This window comes from Pigmentiphaga sp. H8, from assembly GCF_003854895.1.
In the GTDB taxonomy this organism is placed as follows: domain Bacteria; phylum Pseudomonadota; class Gammaproteobacteria; order Burkholderiales; family Burkholderiaceae_B; genus Pigmentiphaga.
Genome location: NZ_CP033966.1, coordinates 5,956,337 through 5,980,198 on the forward strand (window position 1 = coordinate 5,956,337; position 23,862 = coordinate 5,980,198).

The 23,862-nt window shown below is 68.9% G+C and carries 24 protein-coding genes; 10 read left to right on the forward strand and 14 right to left on the reverse strand.

The annotated features are described in order from the left end of the window. Nucleotides 1-23: 23 nt before the first annotated feature. A complete protein-coding gene (locus EGT29_RS28200) occupies nucleotides 24-1,016 on the reverse strand; it encodes a tripartite tricarboxylate transporter substrate binding protein (RefSeq protein ID WP_161568024.1) in 993 nt (330 codons plus the stop codon). A gap of 290 nt (nucleotides 1,017-1,306) precedes the next feature. On the opposite strand from EGT29_RS28200, the gene EGT29_RS28205 reads away from it, so the two are divergent. After that, the gene (locus tag EGT29_RS28205) at nucleotides 1,307-2,290 is read left to right on the forward strand and encodes a tripartite tricarboxylate transporter substrate binding protein (RefSeq protein WP_124692118.1); all 984 of its coding nucleotides are present in this window, start codon (nucleotides 1,307-1,309) and stop codon (nucleotides 2,288-2,290) included. Between the two features lie 31 nt (nucleotides 2,291-2,321). Continuing rightward, nucleotides 2,322-3,548, forward strand: coding sequence for an FAD-dependent monooxygenase (locus tag EGT29_RS28210; protein WP_124692119.1), 1,227 nt, complete (start codon nucleotides 2,322-2,324; stop codon nucleotides 3,546-3,548). 51 nt (nucleotides 3,549-3,599) lie between these two features. On the opposite strand, the gene EGT29_RS28215 is transcribed toward EGT29_RS28210, so the two are convergent. Next, entirely contained in the window at nucleotides 3,600-4,364 is a 765-nt protein-coding gene (locus tag EGT29_RS28215; RefSeq protein WP_124692120.1) for an IclR family transcriptional regulator C-terminal domain-containing protein, read from the reverse strand. A gap of 127 nt (nucleotides 4,365-4,491) precedes the next feature. On the opposite strand from EGT29_RS28215, the gene EGT29_RS28220 reads away from it, so the two are divergent. From EGT29_RS28220 to EGT29_RS28245, 6 genes are read left to right on the forward strand one after another with little or no spacing between them, the layout of a single operon-like run. Beyond that, nucleotides 4,492-4,968, forward strand: coding sequence for a MaoC family dehydratase (locus tag EGT29_RS28220; RefSeq protein ID WP_124692121.1), 477 nt, complete (start codon nucleotides 4,492-4,494; stop codon nucleotides 4,966-4,968). Between the two features lie 8 nt (nucleotides 4,969-4,976). Next, on the forward strand, nucleotides 4,977-5,426 hold the full coding sequence (locus tag EGT29_RS28225; protein WP_124692122.1) for a MaoC family dehydratase: 450 nt from the start codon (nucleotides 4,977-4,979) through the stop codon (nucleotides 5,424-5,426). A gap of 36 nt (nucleotides 5,427-5,462) precedes the next feature. Next, a complete protein-coding gene (locus tag EGT29_RS28230) occupies nucleotides 5,463-6,440 on the forward strand; it encodes a tripartite tricarboxylate transporter substrate binding protein (RefSeq protein WP_124692123.1) in 978 nt (325 codons plus the stop codon). Nucleotides 6,441-6,447: 7 nt separating this feature from the next. Continuing rightward, nucleotides 6,448-7,707, forward strand: coding sequence for a CaiB/BaiF CoA-transferase family protein (locus tag EGT29_RS28235; RefSeq protein ID WP_124692124.1), 1,260 nt, complete (start codon nucleotides 6,448-6,450; stop codon nucleotides 7,705-7,707). A gap of 26 nt (nucleotides 7,708-7,733) precedes the next feature. Next, nucleotides 7,734-8,120 carry a Zn-ribbon domain-containing OB-fold protein gene (locus EGT29_RS28240; RefSeq protein ID WP_124692125.1) on the forward strand — a complete coding sequence of 129 codons (387 nt, stop codon included), beginning with the start codon at nucleotides 7,734-7,736 and terminating at the stop codon, nucleotides 8,118-8,120. Beyond that, nucleotides 8,117-9,271: an acetyl-CoA acetyltransferase gene (locus tag EGT29_RS28245; protein WP_124692126.1), complete on the forward strand. Its 1,155-nt coding sequence runs from the start codon at nucleotides 8,117-8,119 to the stop codon at nucleotides 9,269-9,271. Before EGT29_RS28240 ends, EGT29_RS28245 begins: the two co-directional genes overlap by 4 nt. A gap of 42 nt (nucleotides 9,272-9,313) precedes the next feature. Here the strand turns inward: EGT29_RS28245 and EGT29_RS28250 are convergent, their stop codons facing one another. From EGT29_RS28250 to EGT29_RS28260, 3 genes are read right to left on the reverse strand one after another with little or no spacing between them, the layout of a single operon-like run. Next, nucleotides 9,314-10,234, reverse strand: coding sequence for a hypothetical protein (locus tag EGT29_RS28250; protein WP_124692127.1), 921 nt, complete (start codon nucleotides 10,232-10,234; stop codon nucleotides 9,314-9,316). Next, a complete protein-coding gene (locus EGT29_RS28255) occupies nucleotides 10,231-11,472 on the reverse strand; it encodes a hypothetical protein (RefSeq protein ID WP_124692128.1) in 1,242 nt (413 codons plus the stop codon). Before EGT29_RS28255 ends, EGT29_RS28250 begins: the two co-directional genes overlap by 4 nt. Next, a complete protein-coding gene (locus tag EGT29_RS28260; protein WP_238160239.1) occupies nucleotides 11,469-12,443 on the reverse strand; it encodes a tripartite tricarboxylate transporter substrate binding protein in 975 nt (324 codons plus the stop codon). Before EGT29_RS28260 ends, EGT29_RS28255 begins: the two co-directional genes overlap by 4 nt. 134 nt (nucleotides 12,444-12,577) lie before the next feature. Between EGT29_RS28260 and EGT29_RS28265 the strand changes: the two genes are divergently transcribed. Next, nucleotides 12,578-13,528, forward strand: coding sequence for a LysR family transcriptional regulator (locus EGT29_RS28265; protein WP_161568025.1), 951 nt, complete (start codon nucleotides 12,578-12,580; stop codon nucleotides 13,526-13,528). Nucleotides 13,529-13,543: 15 nt separating this feature from the next. Here the strand turns inward: EGT29_RS28265 and EGT29_RS28270 are convergent, their stop codons facing one another. The 6 genes from EGT29_RS28270 to EGT29_RS28295 all read right to left on the reverse strand — a co-directional run bounded on the left by EGT29_RS28270 (nucleotide 13,544) and on the right by EGT29_RS28295 (nucleotide 19,725). Further along, the gene (locus tag EGT29_RS28270; protein ID WP_124692131.1) at nucleotides 13,544-14,533 is read right to left on the reverse strand and encodes a nitronate monooxygenase family protein; all 990 of its coding nucleotides are present in this window, start codon (nucleotides 14,531-14,533) and stop codon (nucleotides 13,544-13,546) included. Next, a complete protein-coding gene (locus tag EGT29_RS28275; RefSeq protein ID WP_161568026.1) occupies nucleotides 14,523-15,737 on the reverse strand; it encodes a CaiB/BaiF CoA-transferase family protein in 1,215 nt (404 codons plus the stop codon). Before EGT29_RS28275 ends, EGT29_RS28270 begins: the two co-directional genes overlap by 11 nt. Continuing rightward, complete coding sequence (locus EGT29_RS28280; protein WP_124692133.1) at nucleotides 15,734-16,438, reverse strand: alpha/beta fold hydrolase; 705 nt, start codon at nucleotides 16,436-16,438, stop codon at nucleotides 15,734-15,736. Before EGT29_RS28280 ends, EGT29_RS28275 begins: the two co-directional genes overlap by 4 nt. Continuing rightward, nucleotides 16,435-17,943: a carotenoid oxygenase family protein gene (locus EGT29_RS28285; protein ID WP_124692134.1), complete on the reverse strand. Its 1,509-nt coding sequence runs from the start codon at nucleotides 17,941-17,943 to the stop codon at nucleotides 16,435-16,437. Before EGT29_RS28285 ends, EGT29_RS28280 begins: the two co-directional genes overlap by 4 nt. A 29-nt stretch (nucleotides 17,944-17,972) precedes the next feature. Next, nucleotides 17,973-18,776 carry an alpha/beta fold hydrolase gene (locus EGT29_RS28290; RefSeq protein ID WP_124692135.1) on the reverse strand — a complete coding sequence of 268 codons (804 nt, stop codon included), beginning with the start codon at nucleotides 18,774-18,776 and terminating at the stop codon, nucleotides 17,973-17,975. 109 nt (nucleotides 18,777-18,885) lie between these two features. Next, nucleotides 18,886-19,725, reverse strand: coding sequence for an IclR family transcriptional regulator (locus tag EGT29_RS28295; RefSeq protein WP_161568027.1), 840 nt, complete (start codon nucleotides 19,723-19,725; stop codon nucleotides 18,886-18,888). Between the two features lie 178 nt (nucleotides 19,726-19,903). Between EGT29_RS28295 and EGT29_RS28300 the strand changes: the two genes are divergently transcribed. Beyond that, nucleotides 19,904-20,866, forward strand: a complete 963-nt coding sequence (locus EGT29_RS28300) for a tripartite tricarboxylate transporter substrate binding protein (RefSeq protein WP_124692137.1) — start codon at nucleotides 19,904-19,906, stop codon at nucleotides 20,864-20,866. A gap of 34 nt (nucleotides 20,867-20,900) precedes the next feature. Here EGT29_RS28300 and EGT29_RS28305 read toward each other — a convergent pair whose 3' ends face one another. From EGT29_RS28305 to EGT29_RS28315, 3 genes are read right to left on the reverse strand one after another with little or no spacing between them, the layout of a single operon-like run. Continuing rightward, nucleotides 20,901-22,037, reverse strand: coding sequence for a winged helix-turn-helix domain-containing protein (locus tag EGT29_RS28305; protein ID WP_124692138.1), 1,137 nt, complete (start codon nucleotides 22,035-22,037; stop codon nucleotides 20,901-20,903). A 19-nt stretch (nucleotides 22,038-22,056) separates the two neighbouring features. Then, on the reverse strand, nucleotides 22,057-22,836 hold the full coding sequence (locus EGT29_RS28310) for an aldolase (RefSeq protein WP_238160240.1): 780 nt from the start codon (nucleotides 22,834-22,836) through the stop codon (nucleotides 22,057-22,059). A 32-nt stretch (nucleotides 22,837-22,868) separates the two neighbouring features. After that, nucleotides 22,869-23,840, reverse strand: a complete 972-nt coding sequence (locus tag EGT29_RS28315) for a tripartite tricarboxylate transporter substrate binding protein (RefSeq protein WP_124692139.1) — start codon at nucleotides 23,838-23,840, stop codon at nucleotides 22,869-22,871. Nucleotides 23,841-23,862: the final 22 nt, after the last annotated feature.

Genomic DNA, 23,862 nt, shown 5'->3' on the forward strand with positions numbered 1-23,862 from the left:
CTCCTTGCTGCGGGCAATCACAATCAGTTTGCGCGGATCTTCAGTTCGGCGGTCAGGCGGCGATAGCGTTCGTCGTCCTCGCGCATCTGCCGGGTCAGCGCCTCGGGCGGCCCGCCTTCCGGCTCGTAGCCGAGCTGGTCCAGCCGGGCGCGCATGGCCGGATCCTTCAGCACGGCGTTGATGTCCTGGTTGAGCCGGGCGATGACGGGCGCCGGCGTGCCCAGCGGCGCCAGGATGCCGAACCAGGCGGTGGCCCGCACGTCGCGATAGCCCAGCTCGGCCATGGCCGGCACGTCCGGCATCTGCGGCGAGCGCCGGGGCGAGGACGTGGCCAGCGCGCGCAGCAGGCCGTCGCGGAAGTACTGGGTGTTGCCCGAGGTGGGCATCCAGGCCATGTTGACCTGCCCGCCCAGCAGCGCCGTCACCATCTTGGCCACGCCGCCGTACGGCACGCTGGTCAGCTCCAGCCCGGATTCTTTGCGGAACTGTTCGCCCATCACGTTCATCGGCGAACCGTTGTCGCCGCCGGAGTAGGCAAAGCCGGGATCCTTCTTCGCCACCGCGATGAAGTCCTTCACCGTCTTGATGCCGTGGCTGTCGGCGAACTTGCCGTTGACGGCCATGACCATCATGGTCGAGACCGGCATCACCACCGGCGCCAGTTCCTTCGTGACGCTGACCGTGGCGGCGTTCTGCGCCAGCACGTAGGGCGCGATGACCAGCGTGTTGGGCATCAGGAACAGCGTGTAGCCGTCGGGCGCGGACCGTGCGGCCTGGCGCGCCGCGATCATGCCGGAGGCGCCGGGCCGGTTCTCGACGATGACGCTCTGGCCCAGGCGCGGCTGCAGGCGCTCGGCCAGGACGCGGGCGAAGGTGTCGACCCCCGCGCCCGGGCCCGACGAGACGATCAAGGTCAAGGGGCGGCTGGGCCAGGCCTCGCCCTGGGCGTGGGCCGCCCAGGGCAGCAGACAGGCCGCGGTGGCGGCGGCGAGGGCAAGACGGCGAAGGCAACGCATGAGAGGGCCCCTGAACGATGTGCGGACCGCTGGGGTCCATGTCATGAAAACGTGGAGCGACTATATCAATACGTAAATATCAAATCAATATAATTTATAAGATACTGATTTTTAAGGAATTAATAATAAGTACAGTTATACGTACACTTAAATGGATTCGGACTCGGGCCCACCCGCCGGTGGACGATCGGGCGCCACCGCCATTTCTTGACACGGTTTCTTCCTTTGCCGCACTATGGTCGATAAGCGGTTATTAATAACCGCTAAGCGGACAATAAAGGAGACCATCGATGAAACGCTTTTTCCGCGGAACCTGGGCGCTCGCCCTGGCCCTGCTGCTGCCCGCCGCGCCCCAGCCGGCCGCGGCCGCCCAGCAGGACTACCCGAGCCGACCCATACGCCTGCTGGTCGGCTTCGGCCCGGGCGGCCCCACCGATCTGACCTTCCGCAAGCTGGCCGAACTGGCGGCGCGCCAGCTCGGCCAGCCCATCATCGTCGAGAACAAGCCGGGGGTCGGCGCCACGCTGGCTGCCTCCACCATGGCCAGGCAGGACAAGCCCGACGGCTACACCATCGCCTCGGCCACGGCTGGCATGTTCCGCGTCCCGTACATGCAGAAGGTGGACTGGGATCCGATCCGCGACTTCACCTGGATCGCGGGGCTGGGCGGCTATACCTTCGTGCTGGCGGTGAAGGCGGATTCGCCATATCGGACCGCGGCCGACCTGGTGCGGTACGCCAAGGCCAACCCGGGCAAGGTGTCGGTGGCGACCGCCGGCGCAGGCACCAGCATGCACCTGCTGACCGAGGCCTTCGCCGCCGCCGCCGGCGCCGAGCTGACCCACGTCGGCTACAAGAGCAGCAGCGAGGCCGCCGTCAGCCTGCTGGGCGGCCAGACCGTGGCGGCGGTGGACGCCGTGGGCAGCCTGCTGCCGCACGTGCAATCGGGCGCGCTGCGGCTGCTGATGTCGTTCGATGCCGAGCCGACGCCGCTGCTGTCGGACCTGCCCACCGCCCGCAGCCTGGGCTACGACATCGCCAATTCCGCGCCCTATGGATTGATCGGGCCCAAGGGCATGCCGCCGGAAGTGGTGCGGAAACTGGCGGCCGCCTTCAAGGCGGCGGTGGACGATCCCGAGTACGCCAAGCTGCTGGAGAAGCTGGGGCAGACCTACTGGTTCAGCCCGCCGGCCGACTACGGCAAGTTCGCCGCCAGCTACTACGTCTCGGAACGCAAGCTGGTCGAGCATGCCAAGCTGATGCGCCAGCCCTGATCACGCGGTGTTTGGAAAACAGAGATCAATCATGAAGATCGTGATCGCGGGCGCGGGCATAGGCGGGCTGACCGCCGCGCTCAGCCTGCATGCGGCGGGCATCGCCGACGTGACGGTGCTGGAGGCCGCGCGGCGGATCCAGCAATTGGGCGTGGGCATCAACCTGCCGCCGCACGCCGTGCGCGAACTGGACGAACTGGGGTTGGGCGAGCGGCTGGCGTCCTTCGGCATCCCCACGTCCGAGCTGGCCTACGTGGACAGCGGCGGCCGGCTGATCAACGCCGAGGCGCGGGGCCTGGAGGCCGGCTACCGGTGGCCGCAGTATTCGGTGCACCGGGGCAAGCTGCAGGAATTGCTGCTGGCCGCGGTGATCGAGCGCCTGGGGCCGGGGGCGGTCGTGACCGGACAGCGCGTGCAGGACGTGGCCGTCGGGGCCCCAGGCGTGCGGGTGACGGCGGTGGACGCCTCGGGTGGCACGGCTGTCCATGACGCCGACGTGCTGGTCGGCGCCGATGGCATCCGCTCGGCCGTGCGCGCCGCGCTGCATGGCGACGGCGCGCCGCTGGCCACCAACGGCTGGACCATGTTCCGCGGCGCGGCGCCGGGGCCGGCCTTCCGCGGCGGCCGCTCGATGGTGATCGTGGGCGACGAGCATCTGCGCTGCGTGGTCTATCCCATCGGCCCGGGCGTGCTGAACTGGCTGATGGTGCGGCCCACCGAGCCGGGGGCCGCGGGCGAGCTCGGCAACTGGAACCGCCCCGTCTCCCCCGATGCGGTGGCCGCCCATGTCGCCCACTGGAATTTCGATTGGCTGGACATCCCGGCGCTGGTGCGCCGGTCGGACGCGGCCTACGAGTATCCGATGGCGGACATCGATCCCCTGCCGCGCTGGACCGCCGGCCCGGCCACGCTGCTGGGCGACGCGGCCCACGCCATGTATCCCTTCGGTTCCAACGGCGCATCGCAGGCCATCATCGACGCGCGGGTCCTGGCCTATCACCTGGCCACGCAGCCCGGCCCCGAGGCGGCGCTGTCGGCCTACGAGCAGGCGCGCCGCGAGGCCGTGGCCGCCGTGCAGCGGGCCAACCGCAGCATGGCGGGCGACGTGATGAAGCGGGTCAGCACGCTGGCGCGGGCCAGCGACCATGCCTCGGCGGCGGCCGAGCTGGAGCGGGTGGAGCAGTCGTACCGGCAATTGGCGGGCTTCGACGTCGCGACGCTGAACGAGCGGCCGTCGTGGAGCGTGGCGCGGACCTGAATCCGCATCCGGCGGAGGCGGGCGCCGGCCCGCGCCCGCCGGCATGGCGCCCTACATCGTGGCCGCGCGGATTTGCGAGGCGGCCTGCCGCAGTTCGGCCAGGTACAGCTTCAAGGCCTCTTCCTGCGTGACCTGTCCGGTCGGCAGGCTGACGTTGATCGCGGCGATGGTGTTGCCCTCCTGGTCGCGCACCGGCACGGCCAGGCCGCAGATGGCTTCGTCCAGTTCGCCGTCTATCCAGACGTAGCCCTGCTTGCGCGCCGCCAGGATGCGCTCGCGCAGCGTATCGGGATCGACCACGGTGGCGCCGGTCAGCCGCTTGAACGGGGTGGTCCGCAGATACTGCTCCAGCGCCTCGTCCGGCAGGCCTGCCAGCAGGATGCGTCCCATCGACACCGCATGCGCGGGCAGGCGGCTGCCCAGCGACGGGCTCATGGTCAGGATGCGCTTGGAGTGCTGGCGCTGGATGTAGACGATGTGTTCGCCGTCGAGCACCGACAGCGCGCACGACTGCTTGATGCGCCCGCACAGTTCTTCCAGGCTGAGCTGGGCCTGGCGCCAGTAGGGCAGGCTGTTCAGGTAGGACAGGCCCAGCCGCAGCACGCGCGGCGTCAGCCAGTAGCGCTTGCCGTCGGTCTGCACGAAGCCGAGTTCGATCAGGGTCAGCAGGAAGCGCCGCACCGCGGTGCGCGGCAGGTCCACCTCTTCGGCGATTTCCGCCAGGTTCTTCCGATACGAGCCGTAGCCCATGGCCTCGATCACGGCCAGGCCGCGGGCAAAGGTGCGGACGAACGATTCGCTTTCTGGGGTCGCCATGGGTCCTCCACGGCCTTGACAGCGCAGGCCGGAATCCAAATAATGGTCATAGAGCGGTTACTTATATCCGCTAAGCGGTCATTCTAGCAGATCCAGGCCGCAGGTCAACACCTCTCAATGGACTTCCATGACAACCGAGACAAGCTTCGAAACCGACTTCTGGAAAGACGAGCAGTTGCGCAAGACCTGGGATGACATCGTTCCCGGCGAACCGCGCAAGACCCTGCCCTACACGCTCACGCTGGAGGCCATCCAGAAATACTGCCGCGTGGTCGGCGACATGCATCCGCTCTACTTCGACGAGGAGTATGCGCGCAAGAGCCCCTACAAGGGCCTGATCGCCCCGCCGGCCATCCACATCCTGCTGATGTTCGCGTGCACTCCCACCGACGACTGGATGCGCAGCCCCGGCACGGTCAACGCCGGCCAGTCGTGGAGCTACAACCTGCCGGCCCGGCCGGGCGACGTCATCCGCCTCGAGGCGCGCGCGCTGGACAAGGTCATCAAGAAGAACCGCCTGTTCGTGGTGCACGACAACGTGTTCTTCAACCAGCGCGACGAAGTCATCTGCTCCGGCCGCGGCTGGACCATCCGCCCGTTCTGAGGTCAATCATGAGCAACGCATTCGACACCCTGAAGCCCGGCCTGACGATCGAGGGCACGCCTTTCTCCCCCACCCGCGAAACCATCCGCGATTTCTGCGAGGCTTCGCTGGACTACAACCCGCTGCACTGGGACGACGAATACATGAAGGGCGATTTCGGCCGGACCAATTTCGGCGGAATCATCATGCACGGCATGAACAACTTCGGCGTCATCACGAAGATGCTGACCGACTGGCTCTATCCGCTGGGCGGCATGCAGCGCCGGCTCGAGACGCGCTGGAAGATCCCGGTCAAGCCGGGCGACACCATCACGCCCACCGCCACGGTATCGGCCGTGCAGGCCACGAAGAAGAGCCGCTGGGCCACGCTGACGGTGCAGGTGGCGAACCAGCGCGGCGAAATCGTCGCGGCGGGCGAGGCCATGGTCGAGTTCCCGCACGAACTGGGCGCGGCCTGAGCACGCGCGCACGATAGATAGAAGAAAGGAGACGACATGACGATGCGCATCCAGCGTGCCCTGGCCGTGCTGGCCGGCGCGGCGGGCCTGGCCCTGCCCGCCCTGGCTCACGCCCAGAATTTTCCCTCCCAGCCGGTCAGGCTCGTCGTGCCGTTTCCCCCGGGCGGCACCACCGACATCCTGGCCCGCCAACTGGCGGCCGAGCTGCAGAAGAACTGGGGCCAGCCGGTCGTGGTGGAGAACCGCGCCGGCGCCAGCGGCACCATCTTCTCGGAACAACTGGCGGCCATGCAGCCCGACGGCTACACGCTGATGCTGACGGCCACGCACCACGTCATCAACCCCGGCCTGTACAAGAACCTGCGCTACAACACGCGCACCGACTTCACCCCCATCGCCCAGGTCGCGGCCGTGCCCAACGTGCTGGTGGTGAACCATGCCTTTCCGGCGCGCACGGTGCAGGAACTGATCGCCTACGCCAGGCAGCATCCCGGCAAGGTGGATTTCGGTTCGGCCGGCACCGGCGGCGCCAACCACCTGTCGGGCGAACTGTTCAAGTCCATGACCGGCATCCAGATGACGCACATCCCCTACAAGGGCGCGGCGCCGGCGCTGAACGACCTCCTGGGCGGCCAGATCCCGGTGATGTTCGACTCGGTGCCGGGCGTGATCCAGCACATCAAGTCGGGCCGCCTGCGGGCCCTGGGCGTGACTTCGCTCAAGCGTTCGCCCGCGCTGCCGGACGTGCCCACCCTCGACGAGGCGGGCGTGAAGGGCTTCGAGGCCACCGCGTGGTTCGGCCTGTACGGCCCGGGCCGCATGTCGCCCGAGCTGGCCAACCGGCTGTCGGCCGACGTGCGCAAGGCCTTGTCCAGCCCCACCGTGCGCAAGGAGTTCGCGGCGCAGGGCGCCGAGCCCGGCACCATGACCCAGCCCGAGTTCGCCGCGTTCGTCGACGCCGAACTCAGCAAGTGGTCCAAGGTCATCGCCGACGCCAACATCAAGATCGACTGATTCCGACATGTCTTCCGAAACCACACAGGCCGCCACGGGCGGCCAGACCGGCGCGCTGTCGCACCTCCGCGTCCTGGACCTGTCGCGCATCCTGGCCGGCCCCTGGTGCACGCAGAACCTGGCCGACATGGGCGCCGAGGTCATCAAGGTGGAGCGCCCCGGCACCGGCGACGACACCCGCGCCTGGGGGCCGCCGTGGGTGCGCGACGCCCACGGCGGGGACACCGGCGACTCCACCTACTACGCGGCCGCCAACCGCGGCAAGAAATCCATCACCGTGGACATCGCCCGGCCCGAGGGCCAGGCGCTGGTGCGCCGGCTGGCGGCGCGGTCCGACGTGGTGGTCGAGAACTACAAGATCGGCGACCTGAAACGCTACGGGCTGGACTACGACAGCCTGTCGCGCATCAACCCGCGCCTGGTGTATTGCTCCATCACCGGCTACGGGCAGGATGGCCCCAGCGCCCACAAGCCGGGCTACGACTTCGTGTTCCAGGCGCAGGGCGGCCTGATGAGCATCACCGGCGAGCATGACCAGTTGCCGGGCGGCGGCCCGCAGAAGGTCGGCGTCGCCATCGCCGATGTGATGACCGGCATGTACGCCACCATCGCCATCCTGTCCGCCCTGCAGCACCGCACCGTGTCGGATCGCGGCCAGTACATCGACATGGCGCTGCTGGACTGCATCGTGGCGCTGGGCGGCAACCAGGTCACCGGCTACTTCGCCAACGGCAAGGTGCCGCACCGCTACGGCAACGCGCACGCCAGCCTCGTGCCCTACCAGGTGTTCGCGGTGGCGGACGGCGAGATCGTGGTGGCCGTGGGCAACGACAAGCAGTGGCAGCAATACTGCGCCGCCATCGAACGGCCCGACCTGGCCGGCAGCGAACGCTGGAAGAAAGTCACGGGCCGCATCGTCGGCCGGCAGGAACTGGTGCCCGAGCTGGCCCGCACCATGCTGACCCGTGCGCGCGACGAATGGATCGCGCGGCTGGAAGCCCACGGCGTGCCCTGCGGGCCGATCAACGATTATGCCCAGGTGTTCGAGGACGCCCAGGTCCGGCATCGTGGGCTGCGCGTGGACATGCCCAAGGCCGACGGTGGCATCGTTTCGACCATCGCCAGCCCGCTGCGCCTGCGCGGTACGCCGCCGGCCTACGACCGGCCGCCGCCCGTGCTGGGCGATTCCACCGACGCCGTGCTGCGCGAACTGGCCGATTGCAGCGACCAGGAAATCGCGGCCTTGCGCCGCGACGGCATCGTCTGAAGCGGCAACCAACCCTCACGGAAACCATGGACCAAGAACGCCTTTCCCTGTCGCCGCTGGCGGCCTTCCGCGATCACCTCGCCCGCGGCGAGCTGGCCTATCAGTACGATCCGGCCTGCGGCCGCGCGGTGTTCCCGCCACGGGTCATCGGGCCCGGCACCGGCAATCCCGACCTGGCCTGGCGGGTCAGCGCGGGCCTGGGCACCGTGCATGCGGTCACCGTCATCAGCCCGCGCGACCAGACGCCCTACAACGTCGTGCTGGTCGACATGGACGAGGGCTTTCGCCTGATGAGCCGGGTCGAGGACGTCCCGGCCGACGACGTGCGCATCGGCCTGCGCGTGCGTGTCCAGGTACACACTCCGCCGGATGGCCAGCCGCCCTATCCTGTCTTCCTTCCGGAGGCCGCATGAACGCCCTGCAACGCGGCGCCTGCGCCATCGTCGGCGTGGCCGAATCGGACCTGGGGCAGGTGGCCGAAGGCCTGTCGCCGCTGGACTTGATGGGCCAGGCCACGCATCGCGCGCTGCGGGACTGCGGCCTGTCGCTGCGCGACGTGGACGGCGTGTTCGCCACCACCTCGCAAAGCCGCATGCCCACGCTGGCGCTGTGCGAATACCTGGGCATCGCGCCGCGCTACCACGACGGCACCAACATAGGCGGATGCAGCTTCATGTCCATGGTGGCGCACGCGCAGCTGGCGATCCAGGCCGGCCTGTGCGAGGTCGCGCTGATCGCCTACGGCAGCACCCAGCGCAGCGCCGGCCGCAGCAACGTGGCCGCGCCCGACGTCAATCCCTACGAAGCGCCCTATCGGCCCATCTACACCGCCAGTTCGTATGCGCTGGCGGCCTCGCGCCACATGCACCAGTACGGCACCACGCGCGAACAGCTCGCGCAGATCGCGGTGGCTGCACGGCAATGGGCCCTGCTCAACCCCGTCGCGTGGGAGAAGACTCCGCTGACCGTGGACGAGGTCCTGGGCGCGCGCATGCTCAGCCATCCCCTGACCGTGCGCGACTGCTGCCTGGTCACCGACGGCGGCGGCGCGCTCATCATGACCTCGGCGGAAAGGGCGGCCACGCTGCGCAAGCCGCCCGCCTACGTGCTGGGCACGGGCGAACACCTCAGCCACTACCACATCACCAGCATGCCCGACCTCACGGTCACAGGCGCCGCGCGATCGGGCGCGGCGGCCTATGCCATGGCCGGCCTCGCGCCGCGCGACATCGACGCGGTCCAGGTGTACGACGCCTTCACCATCACCACCCTGCTGTTCCTGGAAGACCTGGGCTTCTGCCCCAAGGGCGAGGGCGGCCGTTTCGTGGCGGACGGCGCCATCGCGCCGGGCGGCAGCCTGCCGGTCAACACCAATGGAGGCGGCCTGTCGTACTGCCATCCCGGCATGTACGGGGTGTTCGTGCTGATGGAGGCCGTGCGCCAGGTGCGGGGCGAAGCGGGCCGGCGCCAGGTCGCGAACTGCGAGACGGCCATCGCGCACGGCAACGGCGGAACCTTGTCCAGCCAGAGCACGGTGATATTGGGCAGCGCGGCGACGCTCTGAGCACCGGCGGCGAGGCGCCGCCGGCGAACGGAACCGCAGCGGCTAGCCGGGCAGGTCGATGCGGGCCATGCCGATGGCCTGTTCCCCGGCCGCGGCATACAGGAGATAGGCCCGGCCGTCCTCGACGAAGATCGCGGGATCGCGCAACTGCGCGACCGGCTCGAAAACCGGGCCCCGCTCGGACGCGCGCCAGGGCAGGTGGGCGCCTTCGTAGTCGCGTTCGGGCCGCATGACCGTAGTGATCGGACCGGGAGTCCAGGCTTGCCAATCGGGCCGCAGGTCGATGGCCGTGTGAAGAATGCTTTCCGGACAGTCTCCCGCGCGCGTGAAGAAGACGTGCAGGCGCGACCCCGACACGTGCACCGCGCAATGCCGGAAGGACGCGGGAAACAGGATCGGTCCTGGTTCGAATCCCGTGATGCCGTCGCGCGAGCGGTAGAACACGCCTGGCATGGCCAGCGCATAGGTCCGGTGCTCCCATTGGAACACCCGGAAATACGAGGCGCCGAGCACCTCGTCGCGTGCCTGGAACGACAGCCCGTCGCGCGAAAGCGCGAGCTTGGTGCGCTGCGTGCCTATCCAGCGCCCGGCTTCGCCGAAGCGGTGCTCGTGGCCGTCCGTCGGTCCGGTCGACGGGAACGCGACACCATGGAAATACATCCGGATCCGGCGCCGCGAGTGATCCACGTGGACGTCCGGCGACGCGACGTGGTCCGTGCAGGTGGAGTCCTGCACGTTCAACACGCCGGGCGCATGGATCTTCCACGGTCCGCGCAGGTCGTCGGCGTAGGCAAGGCGAATGAAGCTGCCTTGGTGATGGGCAAAGTAAAGGTAATAGCGGCCGAGCGGATCGGGGACCCAGTCGGGTACCCGGATCAACGAGGGACCGTCGATGTTATTGCCGAGGGATGGGTCCAGGGCGCGGGTAATGATGGGATTCTGGTCAAAACGCCGGAGCTTCATGGGCTTGCCTCGTTCAAGGCCTGCCGCGGCGACCGTACGGCGGCTTCCATGAGCGCCATGTGTGCGCGGACCACGGGCGCCAACAGGTCGGCATCCACGGTGTCCAGGGTGTCTTCCCGCGTATGGAAGGCGCGGGGCATGCCCAGCACGGCGAAGCCTTCGTAGCCTCGCGAGAGTATCGTGGCCAGTTCGCTGATGCCGCCCAGCACCGGCGCGGGGCATTCCAGTCCGCTCAGGCCCGCGAAGGCCTCGGACGCGGCGTCCCGGAACCGGTCGGACGTCATGAGGATGCGGTTCGAATCGGCCGAGCGCAGCATGCGTTGCAGGCCCCGGAATTCGACGTGGCCGCGCGTGGCGAGCGAGGCGCCCAGATGGACCCAGACGTCGGTGTCGCCGGGTGGCGGCGCGAACCGCATGGCCCGGTGCGCGCCGGCGAAATGGTATTCGTGCGCGCCGCTGTTCATGAAGAAGACGGAGTGCGCCGGAAACCGTCCTGCCACCCATTCGGCCAATGCGAGGAACGCGGCCGTGCCGGTGCCCCGTTCGCTGACGCAGCCGAACCATCCCGTGCGGGGTGTCGACAGCGCCACCCAGCGCGGGCCGCGGTCGAGTACGCCGTGCACATTGCAGGTAGGGCGCATGGCCCCGCGGCCGTGAAGCACCAGCGTCGCCGGCGTCGCGTCGCGGGCGGCAGCCAGGAACGGCTCCAGCTCGGCCGGAGCCAGTACGCCCACCGGCAGCGGCGCGGTGGGTTCTTCCAGGTTGCAGTTCAGGCCCATGATCCGGCCGGTCGGCCCGACGGGAACGATGACCAGCGCCACCGCGCCGGCCGCGGCGGCGGCTTGCGCGAGCGGCTGGACCGCTGGCGACTGCATGGAAGCATGCCGCCCATGAGGCAGCACGATGAGTGCGATGCGGCCCCTGGCGTCGCCGGCGTCATGGGGCGATCGGACGACCGCGAGCGGCGCGGTAAGGCCGGCAGGCGAAGTGGGGGTGACCGGCGGCTGGGCATGCAGCGTTGCGGTGAATCCGCCGGCCGTGAGCGTGCATTCGGCGGGGTCGAAGCAGGGGATGTCGAACGCTTGCCGCGCCACCGCGTAGCCCATGTCTGTCATCCGCGCGGCTATCCAATCGGCCGCGGCGAGATCTCCCGCCCCGCCCGATATCATGTCGCCGAAGCCGGCATACCGCTCGAGATCGGCCTTCAGCCGCCGGGTCAGGTCGTCCACGGCCATCATGGGTTGCCTGGTCCCAGCGCGCGGACCACCTTGCCCCATTGGTCGTAGGAGGTCCTGACCATGGCGGCGAATTCTTCCGGGGATGACGAGGCGGCCTCGTAGGCGCTCTTGGCGAATTCCTGCTTGACCGTGGGCAGCGCCAATACCCTGACCAGCGCCGCGTTGAGCCGCTTCGTGGCGGCGGGTGGCATGCCGGCGGGACCGAAGAATCCCACCCAGCCATCGATATCCAGGCCCTTGGCGCCTTGCTCGGCCAGCGTGGGTACGTCCGGCAGCAGCCCCGACCGCTGCGGGGCCGCGACACCCAGCATGCGCACGCCGCCGCTATGGACGAACTGGACGGCGCCGCCCGCGGCGGCGAACATGATCTGTATCCGGCCCGTCAGCAAATCCTTCTGCACGTCCGCCGCGCCCTTGTAGGGGACATGGACCATGTCGAGTCCATACTGCCTGGCCATGAGCTGGCCGAACAGGTGCGAGGAAGTCCCGGCGCCGAACGATGCATAGTTGAGCTTGCCCGGATGGGCCCGCGCATAGGCGACCAGCTCCTTCAGGTTCTTCGCCGGCACGGACTCGTGGACGACGAGCACCAGCGGCCCCAGGGAACCCAGCGATATCGGCGTGAAGTCCTTGAACGGGTCGTAGGCCAGCTTCTCGTTGGTATGGGGGCTTTGCGTGAAGGGACCGGACGGCGAATACAGGATCGTGTGGCCGTCGGGCGCGGCACGCGCCACTTCGGACGGCGCCATCATCATGCTTGCGCCGGGCCGGTTCTCCACGACCACGGGGACACCCAATTCCTTCTGCAAGTGCAGCGCGACCACGCGTGCCTGGGTATCGGTGGGGCCGCCCGCGGCCAGCCCGACGACTATGCGGACGGGCTTGCCGGCCCGGGGAAATTCCGCGGCGTCGGCCGCGAACACCCGGCAGGCGAGCGAGACCGCCACGGCGGCAAGGGTAATGAGCTTCATTGACGCGTCTCCAGATGCGTTCTTCATGGGCGCGCAACGGGACGTCGTCCGTGGCGCATCCGGCAAGAATAGGGGCGCCGGGGCAAAATAAATAGTGATGTATTCTCATGTACCCATAACATTATGGAATGCCCATGCAATCGTCCGAAATCCTGGACAGGCTCGTGGCACGCGTGCGCTTTCGCCACCTGTCGATGTTGCTGGAGCTGCGGCGCACGGGCACGATCGGCAAGGCGGCCGCCCGGCTGCACCTGACGCAGCCGGCCCTGAGCAAGGCACTGAAGGAAATCGAGGACGCCTTCGGCTTTCCGATCTTCCGGCGCGGCGCGCGCGGACTGGTGCCCACCCCGGCGGGGCAGGCGGTGCTGAACGGCGCCGCGGTCCTGCTTGCCGAACTGGGACACCTGAACGAGGTGACGCGCCTGTCGCGGCAGGAGCCGGCAATGGTCCTGCACCTGGGCGCGCCCTCGGCGGTCGGCGCGGGCATGCTGCCCGCCATTCTGGCGAGACTGCGGACCGACAACGAACGCGTCGTCGTGCGCCTGCGGGAAGATCCGGTCCCCCGGCTGTTCGAGCGACTGGTCGAAGGCGAACTCGACGCGCTGCTGACATCCTACAACCAGGCCGTCTTTTCCGCCCACCGCTCCAGCCGTCTGGTGTACGAACACTACCTGGAGCACAAGTACGTCGTCATTGCGCCGACGGGGAGTCCGCTGGCCAGGAAGCGGGTCGTGACATGGAAGGAACTGCTCGACATGCCCTGGATCCTGCCGGATTCCTCATTCCTGGCGCGCCAGGCGCTCGAAGGCAATTTCCTGCGGGCCGGCGTGGCCGTGCCGGAGCCGGCGGTCACCTCCAACCATCCCGCGACCACCATACAACTGGTCGCCGCCGGAGTCGGTGTCTCAGCCGTTCCGGAAACGATGATGCATGCCGAAGAACGCATCCGCCGCGTTGCGCGGGTACGCGTCGAGAGCATGCCCCAGGCGGTGCCGACGGCGCTGGTCTATCGCGCCGGCAGCGCGGATCATCCGCAGCTGCTGCGGCTGCGGGACGCGATGGCGCAGGTGATGCGGGCCGGTTGACGCGCCGTCCACGGTCTATGCCGTAGCGGTGGCGAAGCGGGAGGCAGTGCTGCGTAAGGCATCGAACCGCTCGCCCGCCTGGCGGTACTCCCGCTCCAGCCGGTCCACCAGTTCCGCCACGTCCGGCACGTCCCCTATCACGCCCAGCCCTTGGCCCGCCGCCCACACATCCAGCCACCGCTTCTTCGCGAAGGGGGTATTGCTGTCGTAGTGCCGGCTGCTGCTGGCGGCGAGCGCATCCGGGTCGATGCCGTTGGCCGCGAGCGACGGCTTGAGCCAGCTCGCCGGCGTGCCCGTGATGCCGCTGCTGACGATCAGCTGTTCGGTGTCGCACTCGACCACCATCTGTTTGTAGGCCGCCGCGGCCCGGCTTTCCCGTGTCGCCAGGAAGCGAGTGCCCATGTAGACCAGATCGGCCCCGGCGGCGATCGCGCCGGCCGCGCCCCAGCCGTCGGCGATACCTCCACCGACGGCGATGATGCCGTCGAAGAACTGCCGCACCGCGCTGATGAACGCGAATGGCGACAGGCTGCCGGTATGGCCGCCGGCCCCGGCGCTGACGCAGGCCAGTCCGTCAGCCCCCGCAGCGATCGCCTTGCGGGCCAGCCGCAGGTCGATCACGTCGGCCAGTACGATGCCGCCGTAGCCATGGACGATGTCGATGGCGGGCCGTGGACTGCCTAGCGCGGTGATGACGATTGGGGGCTGGTAGCGGGCGACCAGCGCCAGGTCCTCGGGTAACCGGGAGTTCGAGGAGTGGGTGACCAGGTTCGCTGCCCAGGGGCCGAGCCGCGCGTCCGGATCGGCGGCGCGGGCCGCTTCCAGGCCCTCGGTGATGGTGTGCATCCATTGGTCCAGCACGTCGATCGGACGCGCGTTGGGTGTGGGGAATGCGCCCACGATGCCTGCCTTGCACGCGGCAAGCACGAGCTCCGGGCCGGACAGCAGGAACATGGGGGCCGAGACGATGGGCAGGCGCAGGCCGCGCAGGAGTTCACGAGACATGGGATGGCACTTCTTCCGTGGAGGGCAGGCGCACGCATCGAGCGTCGGCCAGCCGTTGTATGTCGCGTTCGGCCAGGCCGGCCTCGCGCAGGATGTCGACGCCGTGCTGCCCGATCGCGGGTACGGCGGGCGCATGGGTTCGTGCCGACCAGGCGGGCGCCCCGGGTAGCCGGACCAGCGGGCACTCGCCTACGCCCGCCACGTCCACGGTTTCCACTAGCCCGGCAAACCGCATCTGTTCCGAGGCCATGAACTGGCCGACGCTGCGCACCACGCTGGCCATGACGCCGCGTTCGTTCAGCAGGGTCTCCCATTCGTCGGCGGTGCGCGTGGACAGGCTGGCGGCGATCTCGCGGTCCAGTTCGGTGGCATGGCGGTTGCGTGCTTCTTGCGTGGCGAAGCGTGCGTCCGTGTGCAGGTCGGAACGGCCGATGGCTTCGCAGAAGCGCTGGAACTCCGCGGGCTTGCGGGCCGCCAGCATCAGCGTGCCGGCGCGCGTGGGGTACTCGCCCGTCGGCGCGGCGAAATAGACCTGGCCGGCTTCGCCGCCGCCCGTACCGGCGGCGACCAGCCGCGGCGCGAGGAAGGCCGCCATCGCTCCCATTAGCGAAATGTCCAGGCGCGCGCCGGTGCCGTGCCGCAGCCTGCCGATCAGGGCGCCGCTGATGGCCTGGTATGCGTAGAGTCCGGTGACCTGGTCGGCCAGGACGACATTGCGCGTGCGCTGGGGCTGGCCCGCTGCATCGGCATTCAGGGTCATCCAGCCGCAGAATGCCTGCATGATCTGGTCGACCACGCCGCGCCGGCTCAGCGGCCCGTCCTGGCCGAAGCCGGAGACCGAGGCGTAGACCAGGTCCGGCCGGTCCGTCCGCAGCGCGGCATCGTCCAGGCCCAGCCGCGCGGCCACCCCGGGGCGAAAGCTTTCGATCACGATGTCGCAGCCGGCGGCGATGCGGCGCGCCGTCCCGGGGCCGTCCGGATGCTTGAGATCGAGCGCGATGCTGCGCTTGCCGAGATTGACCGTGATGGAGGCAGGCGTGTGTCCGCGATGCTGGTTGCGGCCCGAGCGTATCCAGTCGCCCTCGAAAGGCTCGACCTTCACTACGTCGGCGCCCTGAGCGGCCAGCAGCATGGTGCAATAGGGACCGGCCACGCCCTGGCTCAGGTCGAAGACGCGCAGTCCTTGCAGGGGAAGCGGCGTCACGATGCGTCTCCATGCGCGATCCATCGCGCCAGCACGGCGGCCAGCGCGGCGGGTTGCTCCAGCGGCAACAGGTGGCCGGCCCCCGCCACCGTCTCCAGCCTGCTGCCCGGCACGGCGGCCGCCAGCCGCTGCAGGTTCTCCGGCGCCACGACCCGGTCGTGCGTGGTGGTCACCAGCAGGGTTGGACGGCGGCCGTCGAGCAGCCCAGTGCGATCCGGCCTGGCGATGCAGGCCAGGCAATGCGCGATGTAGCGTTGCGCGCCGTAGGCCCGCACGATGGCCCGGCGCCGTGCCATCAGTTCGGGACGCGCCAGGCTGTCCGGATGGAACGGGGCGGTGGAGGCGGCGGCCGTCTCCAGGTAGCCGCCCTGGCGGGCACCGGCGATGGCTTCCCGCCGCTTGGCGGCCTGGGCCGGCGTATCGGCCGCGGGGCCCGAGCAGATCAGCGCGATACCCTGGATCCGTTCGGGAGCCCGGTCGAGCACCGCCATCGCGACATACCCCCCGAACGAGAAGCCGCCCAGCCAGAAGCGCGCGGGCGCTTCGCGCAACACCTGATCGGCCAGCTCCTCCACCGTCTCCAGCGCGGGCAGGTCCGGGCAGTGCGCGCGCAGGGTGTCCGGCAGGGCCGCCTTCACGTCATCGAATACGGCCGCCGTGTTGTTCAGCCCCGGCAGCAGGACCAGATCGGCCGGCGTCATGCCCAGGCCGCCGGATCGCGATGTTCGCCGGGAATGCGGTCGCCTTCCACCCAGCAGGCGTGGGTGCCGATGGGAATGCGTTCCGGCAGCACGATGGTGGCCAGCGGCCCGCGCGAGATGTCGCGGGCGTCCAGCACCAGGCATTCGGAGCGGTCCTGGTTCATGTCGGTGACAAGAACGGTGACGTAGCCGTCGTCCTCGTCGCGCGCGCCCAGGCGCCGCGCCACCTGGGGTTCGCTGCCGTAGCGGCCGGGGCCGTACTCGTAGCGCTGTACGGCCCCGGTGTGCAGGTCGAAGCGTTTCAGGCCGCGGAACAGCCACTCGCCCGGCTGGTAGAGCACGTTGTAGCTGTAGCGGTAGGGCCGGCCCACGTAGTCGTTGCTGACGGCCGGGAACTCGGTGATCTCGTCGTCCAGGTATTGTTCGGTGGTCGCGCCGGTGCGCAGGTTGAAGCGCCAGCGGTGCATCATGGTCGGGTTGTTGTGCTTGTCCAGCCGCGCCTTGATCCGGGCGTAGATGTCCTTGCCGTCGGTCGCGCCCACCGGGTGCAGCTTGGGTTCGGGCATGATGCAGCCGTCCATCACGATCTCGTCGCCGTCCTCGTAGCAGTTGGCCAGGTGCAGGATGTGGCAGGCCTTGGCCTCGAACCACCGCACCTGCGAGCCGTCGCCATGGCGCGGGATCACGCCGAAGCGGGCGGGCATCTCGGGATGGAAGGTCATCTTGTGCTGCCCGCGCCTGAGCAGTTCGGGATCGAAGAAATGCGGCGTGTCGTGCAGGATGGAATAGTTCCTGGTGATGCCCAGGTCATGCGGCCAGCGGGCGCCCGGCAGCTCCACCGGCACGTAGTGCACCAGCCGGTTGTTCCGGTCGATGACGCCGTAGTGCATGTACGGCCAGTGCTCGGGATAGTTGAAGAACATCATCTCGCCCGTTTCCGGATCGACCTTGTAGTGCGAACTGATGCCGTCCGGGATCTTGCGCGCCCAGTTGGTGTCCGGGCCCAGCGTGTCCAGCGTGATGGGATCCAGGCGCCAGGGTTCGCTGCCCTGCGACATGGTGGCCAGCAGCAGCCCCGCGTGGCAGATGATGTCGGTGCCGGCGTTGTCCTTCATCGCCCCCATGGCGCCGGACCCGCGGCGGGACGCTTTTTCAGGCTCCAGCAGGCCCGCCCACAGCGAGCGGCGGGCCGCCTGCTCGGCCAGGAAGCCGGTGGTCTGCACGAAGCGGTTGCGGTAGGTGGCGCGGCCGTCGTGGAAGTGCACCGCATGCAGCATGCCGTCGCCGTCGAAAGGGTGGAACATGCCCAGCGGCTGGTGGATCTGGTTGTGCGTGTTGCGGATGAAGATGCCGTCCAGGTCGCGCGGGATCTCGCCAATGACCCGGAGGCTGTCGGTGTCGGCGATGTACTCGTTGAACATGGGCCGGAACGGGCCGTTCAGGAACGGATGGTCGGAGGGCTGCAGCGTGGACATTACGCCGCTGGGCAGGGTCTGGATGGTCATGGCGGGAATCGGTCGTGAAGGGGGAGCATTCAGGCGGCGGCGCGCTGCGGCAGGCCGGCCAGGAAGGACAGCAGCGCGGCGTTGAAGGCCTCGGGCTGCTCGGCGAAGGAGTAGTGGCCGGCGCCCTCGATGCAGACGAAGCGGGCATCGGGAATGACGGCGGTAAGCTCGCGCATGCCGTCGGGCCGGCCGACCTTGTCCTGCGCGCCGGCGATCAGCAGCGCCGGCACGCTGACCTCGCGCATCGTCTGCAGGCCGTCGTAGTTCACGATGGCTTCGATGGCCGCGCAGAAGGTGTCGGCCGACATCGACAGGGCGACCTCGCGCACCTGGTCCACCAGCGGCCCGGCCGAGCCGGGCGCGAACATCGAGCGCACCACGGACTCGGCGGCGGTGCGGAAGGGCACGCCGCGCTTGAGCGGATCGATGCGCTCCTTCAGGAAGGTCACCTTGTCCTCGGCCGACTTGCGGGCGAAGGAGCCCAGCGTGGCGGAGATCACCAGCCCGTGCACGCGGTCGCCCGCCAGGCGGGTGACGAGCGGCGCGGTGATGCCGCCCATGCTGTGTCCCATGACGACGTTGCGCCGGCTGCCGGCATGTTCGATCAGGTGGGCCGCGGCTTCGGCCAGGTGCTCGATCGACAGTCCGTTCGCGGGTAGCGGGCTCAGGCCGTAGCCCGGCGCGTCCCAGGCCACGACGCGATAACCGGCCTGCACCAGGGTGGCGGTCAGGTCCCGGAAATAGTCCTTGGAGCCGTAGGCGCCGTGCAGCAGGAACACGGTGGTATCGGAGTCGCCGCTGACGGCGTGATCGGGTAGGCGGAGTCTGTTCATCGAAGCGCTCGTGGGGGGAATCGGTACGCTTCGAACTCTAGGTAGCGCCCGGGACGGGGGAAACCGCCGCTGCGGGCGCGTTCCGCAATCCGGATCGGGCGGGCTCGGCCTACCCGCGCTCGGGCCCCGCCGCGCGCATGGCCTGGCCGATGACGGCCACCGTTTCCACCAGGCGCGGCCCCAGCACCTGGACCAGGCGCACTTCGGACAACTGGATCGAAGGCCCCACGCAGGCGAAGGAGAAAACGCCGCTCTGGCCCAGCACCATCGGCACGCCCACGCCGCTGATCAGTCCGCCTCGGCCGCGCTGGGACACCACGAAGCCGCGCTCGCGGTAATCCTTGTGGGCCCGCTCGACCACGCCGCGTATGTCTTCCCAGTCGTCGGGATGCGCGTCGCGCAGCGCCTGCAGCATGTGCACCCGCTCGGGCACGGGGGCGGCCACCAGGTACGCCAGCCCGATGGACGTGCGCTCGATGGGCACCACCGAGCCGGAGTCGGTATTGATCGTCAGCGCATTGCGCGGCGGATGGATCACTTCCAGGAAAACCAGGCCCGTGCGGTCGCGTGCGCCCAGGATCACCGCGATGTCGAGTTCGTCCGCCAGGCGCTGCATGTGGGGGCGGGCCGTGCGCAGCAGGCCGATGTGGCGTTGTACGCTGGCGCCCAGCCCCAGTACCCGGGCGCCCATGGAATATTTGCGGCTCTGCTCGTCCAGGCGCAGGTAGCCTAGCGACGCCAGCGTGCCGGTAATGCGCGACACCGTGGTTTTGGGCAGGCCGGTGATGGCCACCAGTTCCTGGTTGCCCAGGGGATGGCCGACCTCGAAAGCGGCCAGGATTTCGAGCCCCTTGGCCAGCGAGGTCATGAAGTCGCCGCGCCGGCCGTCGGCGCCGGCCTGTCGGGTCTTGCCGGGAGAGGATGTCCGCATATCGGGAATGATGGCCATGAAGGCTCCGGCTACACAACGCGCGACCATGCCCGGTCCGCGCATGGAATCATGCCAGATCCGCATGCCGGAACGGCACCGGGTAGCTGTCGTCAACCGGCGGCCTCGTCACCAAGAATCCCGGTCCATGGACGCGAAGCCGGCAACGAAGCCGGACGCGAAGGAAGGAGACGCACAAATGATACGCACAGCCATGCTCGTGGCCGCGCTTGCCCTGGCCGCCGCCGGTCCGGCAAGGGCGGACTGGCCCTCCCGGCCGATCACCATCGTCGTGCCCTACGCGCCGGGCGGGTTGACCGACGCCGTGGCGCGCACGATCTCCGAAGGCGCCGCGCGCGAACTCGGCCAGCCGGTGGTCGTCGAGAACAAGCCCGGCGCGGGCGGCAAGATCGGCATGGACTATCTGCGGCGGGCGCCCAAGGATGGCTATACGATAGGGCTGGCCGTGCCCGCCACGATGGTGACCCTGCCGTTGACCGATCCCGGCTACGGTATCGAGCCGCTGAAGGAATTCGCGCCCGTCACCATCGCCGTCGATACCTTCATGGTGCTGGTCGCCAGCAAGAAGATCCTGCCGTCCGGAGGCCTGAAGGAGTTCATCGCCCTGGCCAAGAGCCGGCCGGGCCAGTTGAACTACGGCACGCCCGGCGCGGGCACCAGCTTCCACTTCAACAACGTCTATTTCGCCAACCTGGCCGGCATCCAGACCGTGCACGTGCCCTACAAGGGCGAAAGCGGGGCGCTGGCGGACCTGGCGGGCGGACAGATCGACTACATGCTGGCTGGCCAGGGAGCGAAGACCTTCGTCGACACGGGGAAGGTGCGTGCGTTGGCCGTCGCGTCGAAGAAGCGGGTCGAGGCCTACCCCGACGTGCCCACCTTCAAGGAAGCCGGCATGGATTTCTCCACCGACGGCTGGGTGGGATTCATCGCCCCGGCGGGCATACCGCCCGCGGTGCTGGAGCGGCTGAACGCGGTGCTGGTCAAGACCATCCAGTCGCCGTCCGTGCGCGCATCCTTCGCGTCCATGGGCTACGAGCCGGTAGGCAGCACGCCCGCGTATTTCCGCAACGTCGTGCAGGAAGCTTCCAAGCGCTATGGCGCGATGATCGACAGCGGGCAGGTGAAGCTGGCGCAGTGACGGCGCCGGGCGCCCGGTCCAGGCAGCGTGTTCCTCACCCCCGCTGGAACCGCTCGAACCCGTGCAGCGCCTCGTCGATGGCCGTCTTCCACGCCGGCCGTTTGGCGGCGATCCAGGTCCATTTCTGCATCAGCAGGCGGCCGGCCTGGCGGTCCATCTTCAGGTCCAGCGCGGCCACGACCTGGTCGCCCACCAGCACCGGCAGCGCGAAATATCCCAGCACGCGCTTCTCGGGCGGCACGTAGGCCTCGAAGCGATGTTCGTAGCCGAAGAAGGCGTGTAGCCGCTTGCGCTGGATGATCAGCGGATCGAACGGCGACAGGATGTGCGTGGCGGCGGCCGGGGCCGCCGGCGTGTCCAGCCCGGCCGGTTCGATCCAGTGCTGGGTCTTGGCCTGCCCCGCGATGTGCACGGGCACCAGTTCCTTCTTCTTCACCCGGGACTCGATCAGGGCGCGCACCGCGGGCTTGGCGCCGGCATCGCCGTAGCAGATCGAATCCAGCCCGACCACGCCCTGCGAGCGCAGCGCCCGCCGCAGCAGGTATTCGGCGTACTTCGCCTCGGCCACCGGCCGGGGGCGGCGCGCCCAGCCGAAGTGGCGCCTGGACAGCTCGTAGGTCTTGAGCATGCCCGTGCGCTTGCTGACCGTGAGGTCGCCCACGAAGAATCCCAGCCGCAGCGCGCGCTTGGACGGCTTGCGGCTGCCCCAGGGGTGGGTCTTCTCGATCAGGGCTTCGTCGATATCGCGGATGGACAGCGCGCCTTCGTCGCGGATGCGCCGCAGCAGCGCCGCGTAGTCGGCGTCGTCCACGCCGGAGATCCAGGGGCCGGGCCGGGCGCGGCGCGCGTCCATGGCGGCGACGAACTGCCGGTAGTCGGCCGTGGGCACGTAGGCCAGCGCGTGGGTCCAGTACTCGAACACGCTCTTGTCCGCCGACTGCGCCTGTTCGAGGTCGGCGCGGCGATAGCCGGGAATGCGGGAATACAGGATGTGATGGTGGCAGCGTTCGATCACGTTGATGGTGTCGATCTGCACGTAGCCGAGATGCTCGATGGCCCGGCCCACCGCCTCGGGGCCCGCGCCGAAGGGCGTGGGCGTATCCAGCCGCTGCGCGCGCAGCCAGATCGCGCGGGCCCGCGCGGCGGGCAGTTCGAAGGAAGCGGGGGCCATGTTCAGGCCCCCCGCGCCGTCAGAACGGATGCAGGATCCGGTCCGCCCGCCGGGCATAGTAGGCGAAGGTCGCTTCGTGGCGGCGCGGCGTGCTGGTCCATCTCTGGGCTTCCTCTCCGAGTTCGGGCTGTATGGGCTGGATCTCGCCCGCGGCCATGGCCAGCAGCTGCAGGCGCGCCGCGCGTTCGAACATGACGCCCAGCACGCAGGCTTCCTCGACCGTGGCGCCGGTCACGACCAGGCCATGGTGGGCGAGCAGGACCGCCTTCTTGTCGCCCAGCGCGGCCGAGATGATCTCGCCTTCCTCGTTGCCCACCGGAATGCCGGGCCACTTCTTCAGGAACGCGCACTGGTCGTACAGCACGCAGGTATCCATGTGCGATACCGCCAGCGGCACTTCCAGCATGGCCAGCGCCGAGACGTGCGGGGCGTGGGAGTGAACGATACACCGGATGTCCGGCCGTGTCCGGTACAGCCAGGAGTGGAAGCGGTTCGCCGGGTTGGGCATGCCGCCGCCTTCCAGCACGTTCAGGTCCTCGTCGACCAGCAGCAGGTTGTCGGGCTTGATCTCGTCGAAGCCCAGTCCCAGGCGCTGCGTCCAGTACGTGCCCTCGCGCTCGGCCCGCGCGGTGATCTGGCCCGACAGGCCGGAGTCGTGGCCGAACGCGAACAGGATGCGGCAGGTCTGCGCCACGGCTTCGCGGATGGGAAGCTGCCGGGTGCGCAGGTGGGTTTCCATGTCGTCGAGCGCCGACTGGACGATCTCGGTCTTGCCGAGCTGCATGGTGTTCATTGCCATTCTGGTTCCTCTTGCTGTGATGGCCGATACGCTCAGTTCTTGACCAGCGTCGCCGATTTCATGATCCGCGCCCAGCGCTCGTATTCCGCGGCGACGGCCTTGCGGAATTCCTCCGGCGTCGAACTGGCGGTCGCGGTGCCCTGTCCGGCCAGCAGGGCCTTGAACTGGTCGTCCTTCAGGGCCTGCTGAATGGCCCGGTTCAGGGTATCGACGATGTCCCTGGGCAGGGCGGCCGGTCCGATCACGCCCGAGATCGAGCCGGAGACCAGGTCCGGATAACCCAGCTCCGCGGTGGACGGCAGGTCCGGCGCGCCGGGAATGCGCTCGGGATTGGCCAGCGCCAGCGCACGCAGCTTACCGGACTTGGCGAAGGGCATCACCACCGGGGTCGCCTCGAAGGTCAGGTTCACCTGGTTGCCCACCACGTTGGCCACCGATTCGGCGCCGCTCTTGAACGGCACGTGCAGGAAAGTGACGCGGGCCGAGCCCTCCATGATCTTCATCCCCTGGTAGGGCGAACTGCCCACGCCGGCCGTGCCGAAGCTCAGGCTTTCCGGCTTCTCGCGCGCCAGGGCGACGAGATCCGCCAGGGTCTTGGCGGGCACGGACGGATTGACCGCGACCACGTGGGGCGTGGAGGCGACGGCAGAAACGTAGGTGAAGTCCCGGAAGCTGTCGAACGGCACCTTCATGGTGTGCGGATTGACGGCCACGACGCCCATGGTGGTGAACATCAGCGTATAGCCGTCGGGCTGCGCATGCTTGACGTATTCGGCCGCGATGTTGCCGCCGGCGCCGGGCTTGTTCTCGATGATGACGGGTTGCCCGAGCTGTTGCGCGAGGGCCTTGCCCGTTGCCCGCGCGACCAGGTCGGTGATGCCGCCCGCGCCGAACGGCACGACCAGCGTGACGGGCTTGGCGGGGTAGGAAGCCGCGCTGGCCGACGCGGCACAGCAGAAGGCGGCCAGGCCGGCCAGGGCCCGATGAAGGCGATGCGTATCCATGGCTGCTCCTTGCGAGAGTTTT

Coding starts and splice junctions, on each gene's coding strand:
- EGT29_RS28200 (WP_161568024.1), bottom strand. CDS start 1,016: ATGCGTTGCCTTCGCCGTCTTGCCCTCGCCGCCGCCACCGCGGCCTGT.
- EGT29_RS28205 (WP_124692118.1), top strand. CDS start 1,307: ATGAAACGCTTTTTCCGCGGAACCTGGGCGCTCGCCCTGGCCCTGCTG.
- EGT29_RS28210 (WP_124692119.1), top strand. CDS start 2,322: ATGAAGATCGTGATCGCGGGCGCGGGCATAGGCGGGCTGACCGCCGCG.
- EGT29_RS28215 (WP_124692120.1), bottom strand. CDS start 4,364: ATGGCGACCCCAGAAAGCGAATCGTTCGTCCGCACCTTTGCCCGCGGC.
- EGT29_RS28220 (WP_124692121.1), top strand. CDS start 4,492: ATGACAACCGAGACAAGCTTCGAAACCGACTTCTGGAAAGACGAGCAG.
- EGT29_RS28225 (WP_124692122.1), top strand. CDS start 4,977: ATGAGCAACGCATTCGACACCCTGAAGCCCGGCCTGACGATCGAGGGC.
- EGT29_RS28230 (WP_124692123.1), top strand. CDS start 5,463: ATGACGATGCGCATCCAGCGTGCCCTGGCCGTGCTGGCCGGCGCGGCG.
- EGT29_RS28235 (WP_124692124.1), top strand. CDS start 6,448: ATGTCTTCCGAAACCACACAGGCCGCCACGGGCGGCCAGACCGGCGCG.
- EGT29_RS28240 (WP_124692125.1), top strand. CDS start 7,734: ATGGACCAAGAACGCCTTTCCCTGTCGCCGCTGGCGGCCTTCCGCGAT.
- EGT29_RS28245 (WP_124692126.1), top strand. CDS start 8,117: ATGAACGCCCTGCAACGCGGCGCCTGCGCCATCGTCGGCGTGGCCGAA.
- EGT29_RS28250 (WP_124692127.1), bottom strand. CDS start 10,234: ATGAAGCTCCGGCGTTTTGACCAGAATCCCATCATTACCCGCGCCCTG.
- EGT29_RS28255 (WP_124692128.1), bottom strand. CDS start 11,472: ATGATGGCCGTGGACGACCTGACCCGGCGGCTGAAGGCCGATCTCGAG.
- EGT29_RS28260 (WP_238160239.1), bottom strand. CDS start 12,443: ATGAAGCTCATTACCCTTGCCGCCGTGGCGGTCTCGCTCGCCTGCCGG.
- EGT29_RS28265 (WP_161568025.1), top strand. CDS start 12,578: ATGCAATCGTCCGAAATCCTGGACAGGCTCGTGGCACGCGTGCGCTTT.
- EGT29_RS28270 (WP_124692131.1), bottom strand. CDS start 14,533: ATGTCTCGTGAACTCCTGCGCGGCCTGCGCCTGCCCATCGTCTCGGCC.
- EGT29_RS28280 (WP_124692133.1), bottom strand. CDS start 16,438: ATGACGCCGGCCGATCTGGTCCTGCTGCCGGGGCTGAACAACACGGCG.
- EGT29_RS28285 (WP_124692134.1), bottom strand. CDS start 17,943: ATGACCATCCAGACCCTGCCCAGCGGCGTAATGTCCACGCTGCAGCCC.
- EGT29_RS28290 (WP_124692135.1), bottom strand. CDS start 18,776: ATGAACAGACTCCGCCTACCCGATCACGCCGTCAGCGGCGACTCCGAT.
- EGT29_RS28295 (WP_161568027.1), bottom strand. CDS start 19,725: ATGGCCATCATTCCCGATATGCGGACATCCTCTCCCGGCAAGACCCGA.
- EGT29_RS28300 (WP_124692137.1), top strand. CDS start 19,904: ATGATACGCACAGCCATGCTCGTGGCCGCGCTTGCCCTGGCCGCCGCC.
- EGT29_RS28305 (WP_124692138.1), bottom strand. CDS start 22,037: ATGGCCCCCGCTTCCTTCGAACTGCCCGCCGCGCGGGCCCGCGCGATC.
- EGT29_RS28310 (WP_238160240.1), bottom strand. CDS start 22,836: ATGGCAATGAACACCATGCAGCTCGGCAAGACCGAGATCGTCCAGTCG.
- EGT29_RS28315 (WP_124692139.1), bottom strand. CDS start 23,840: ATGGATACGCATCGCCTTCATCGGGCCCTGGCCGGCCTGGCCGCCTTC.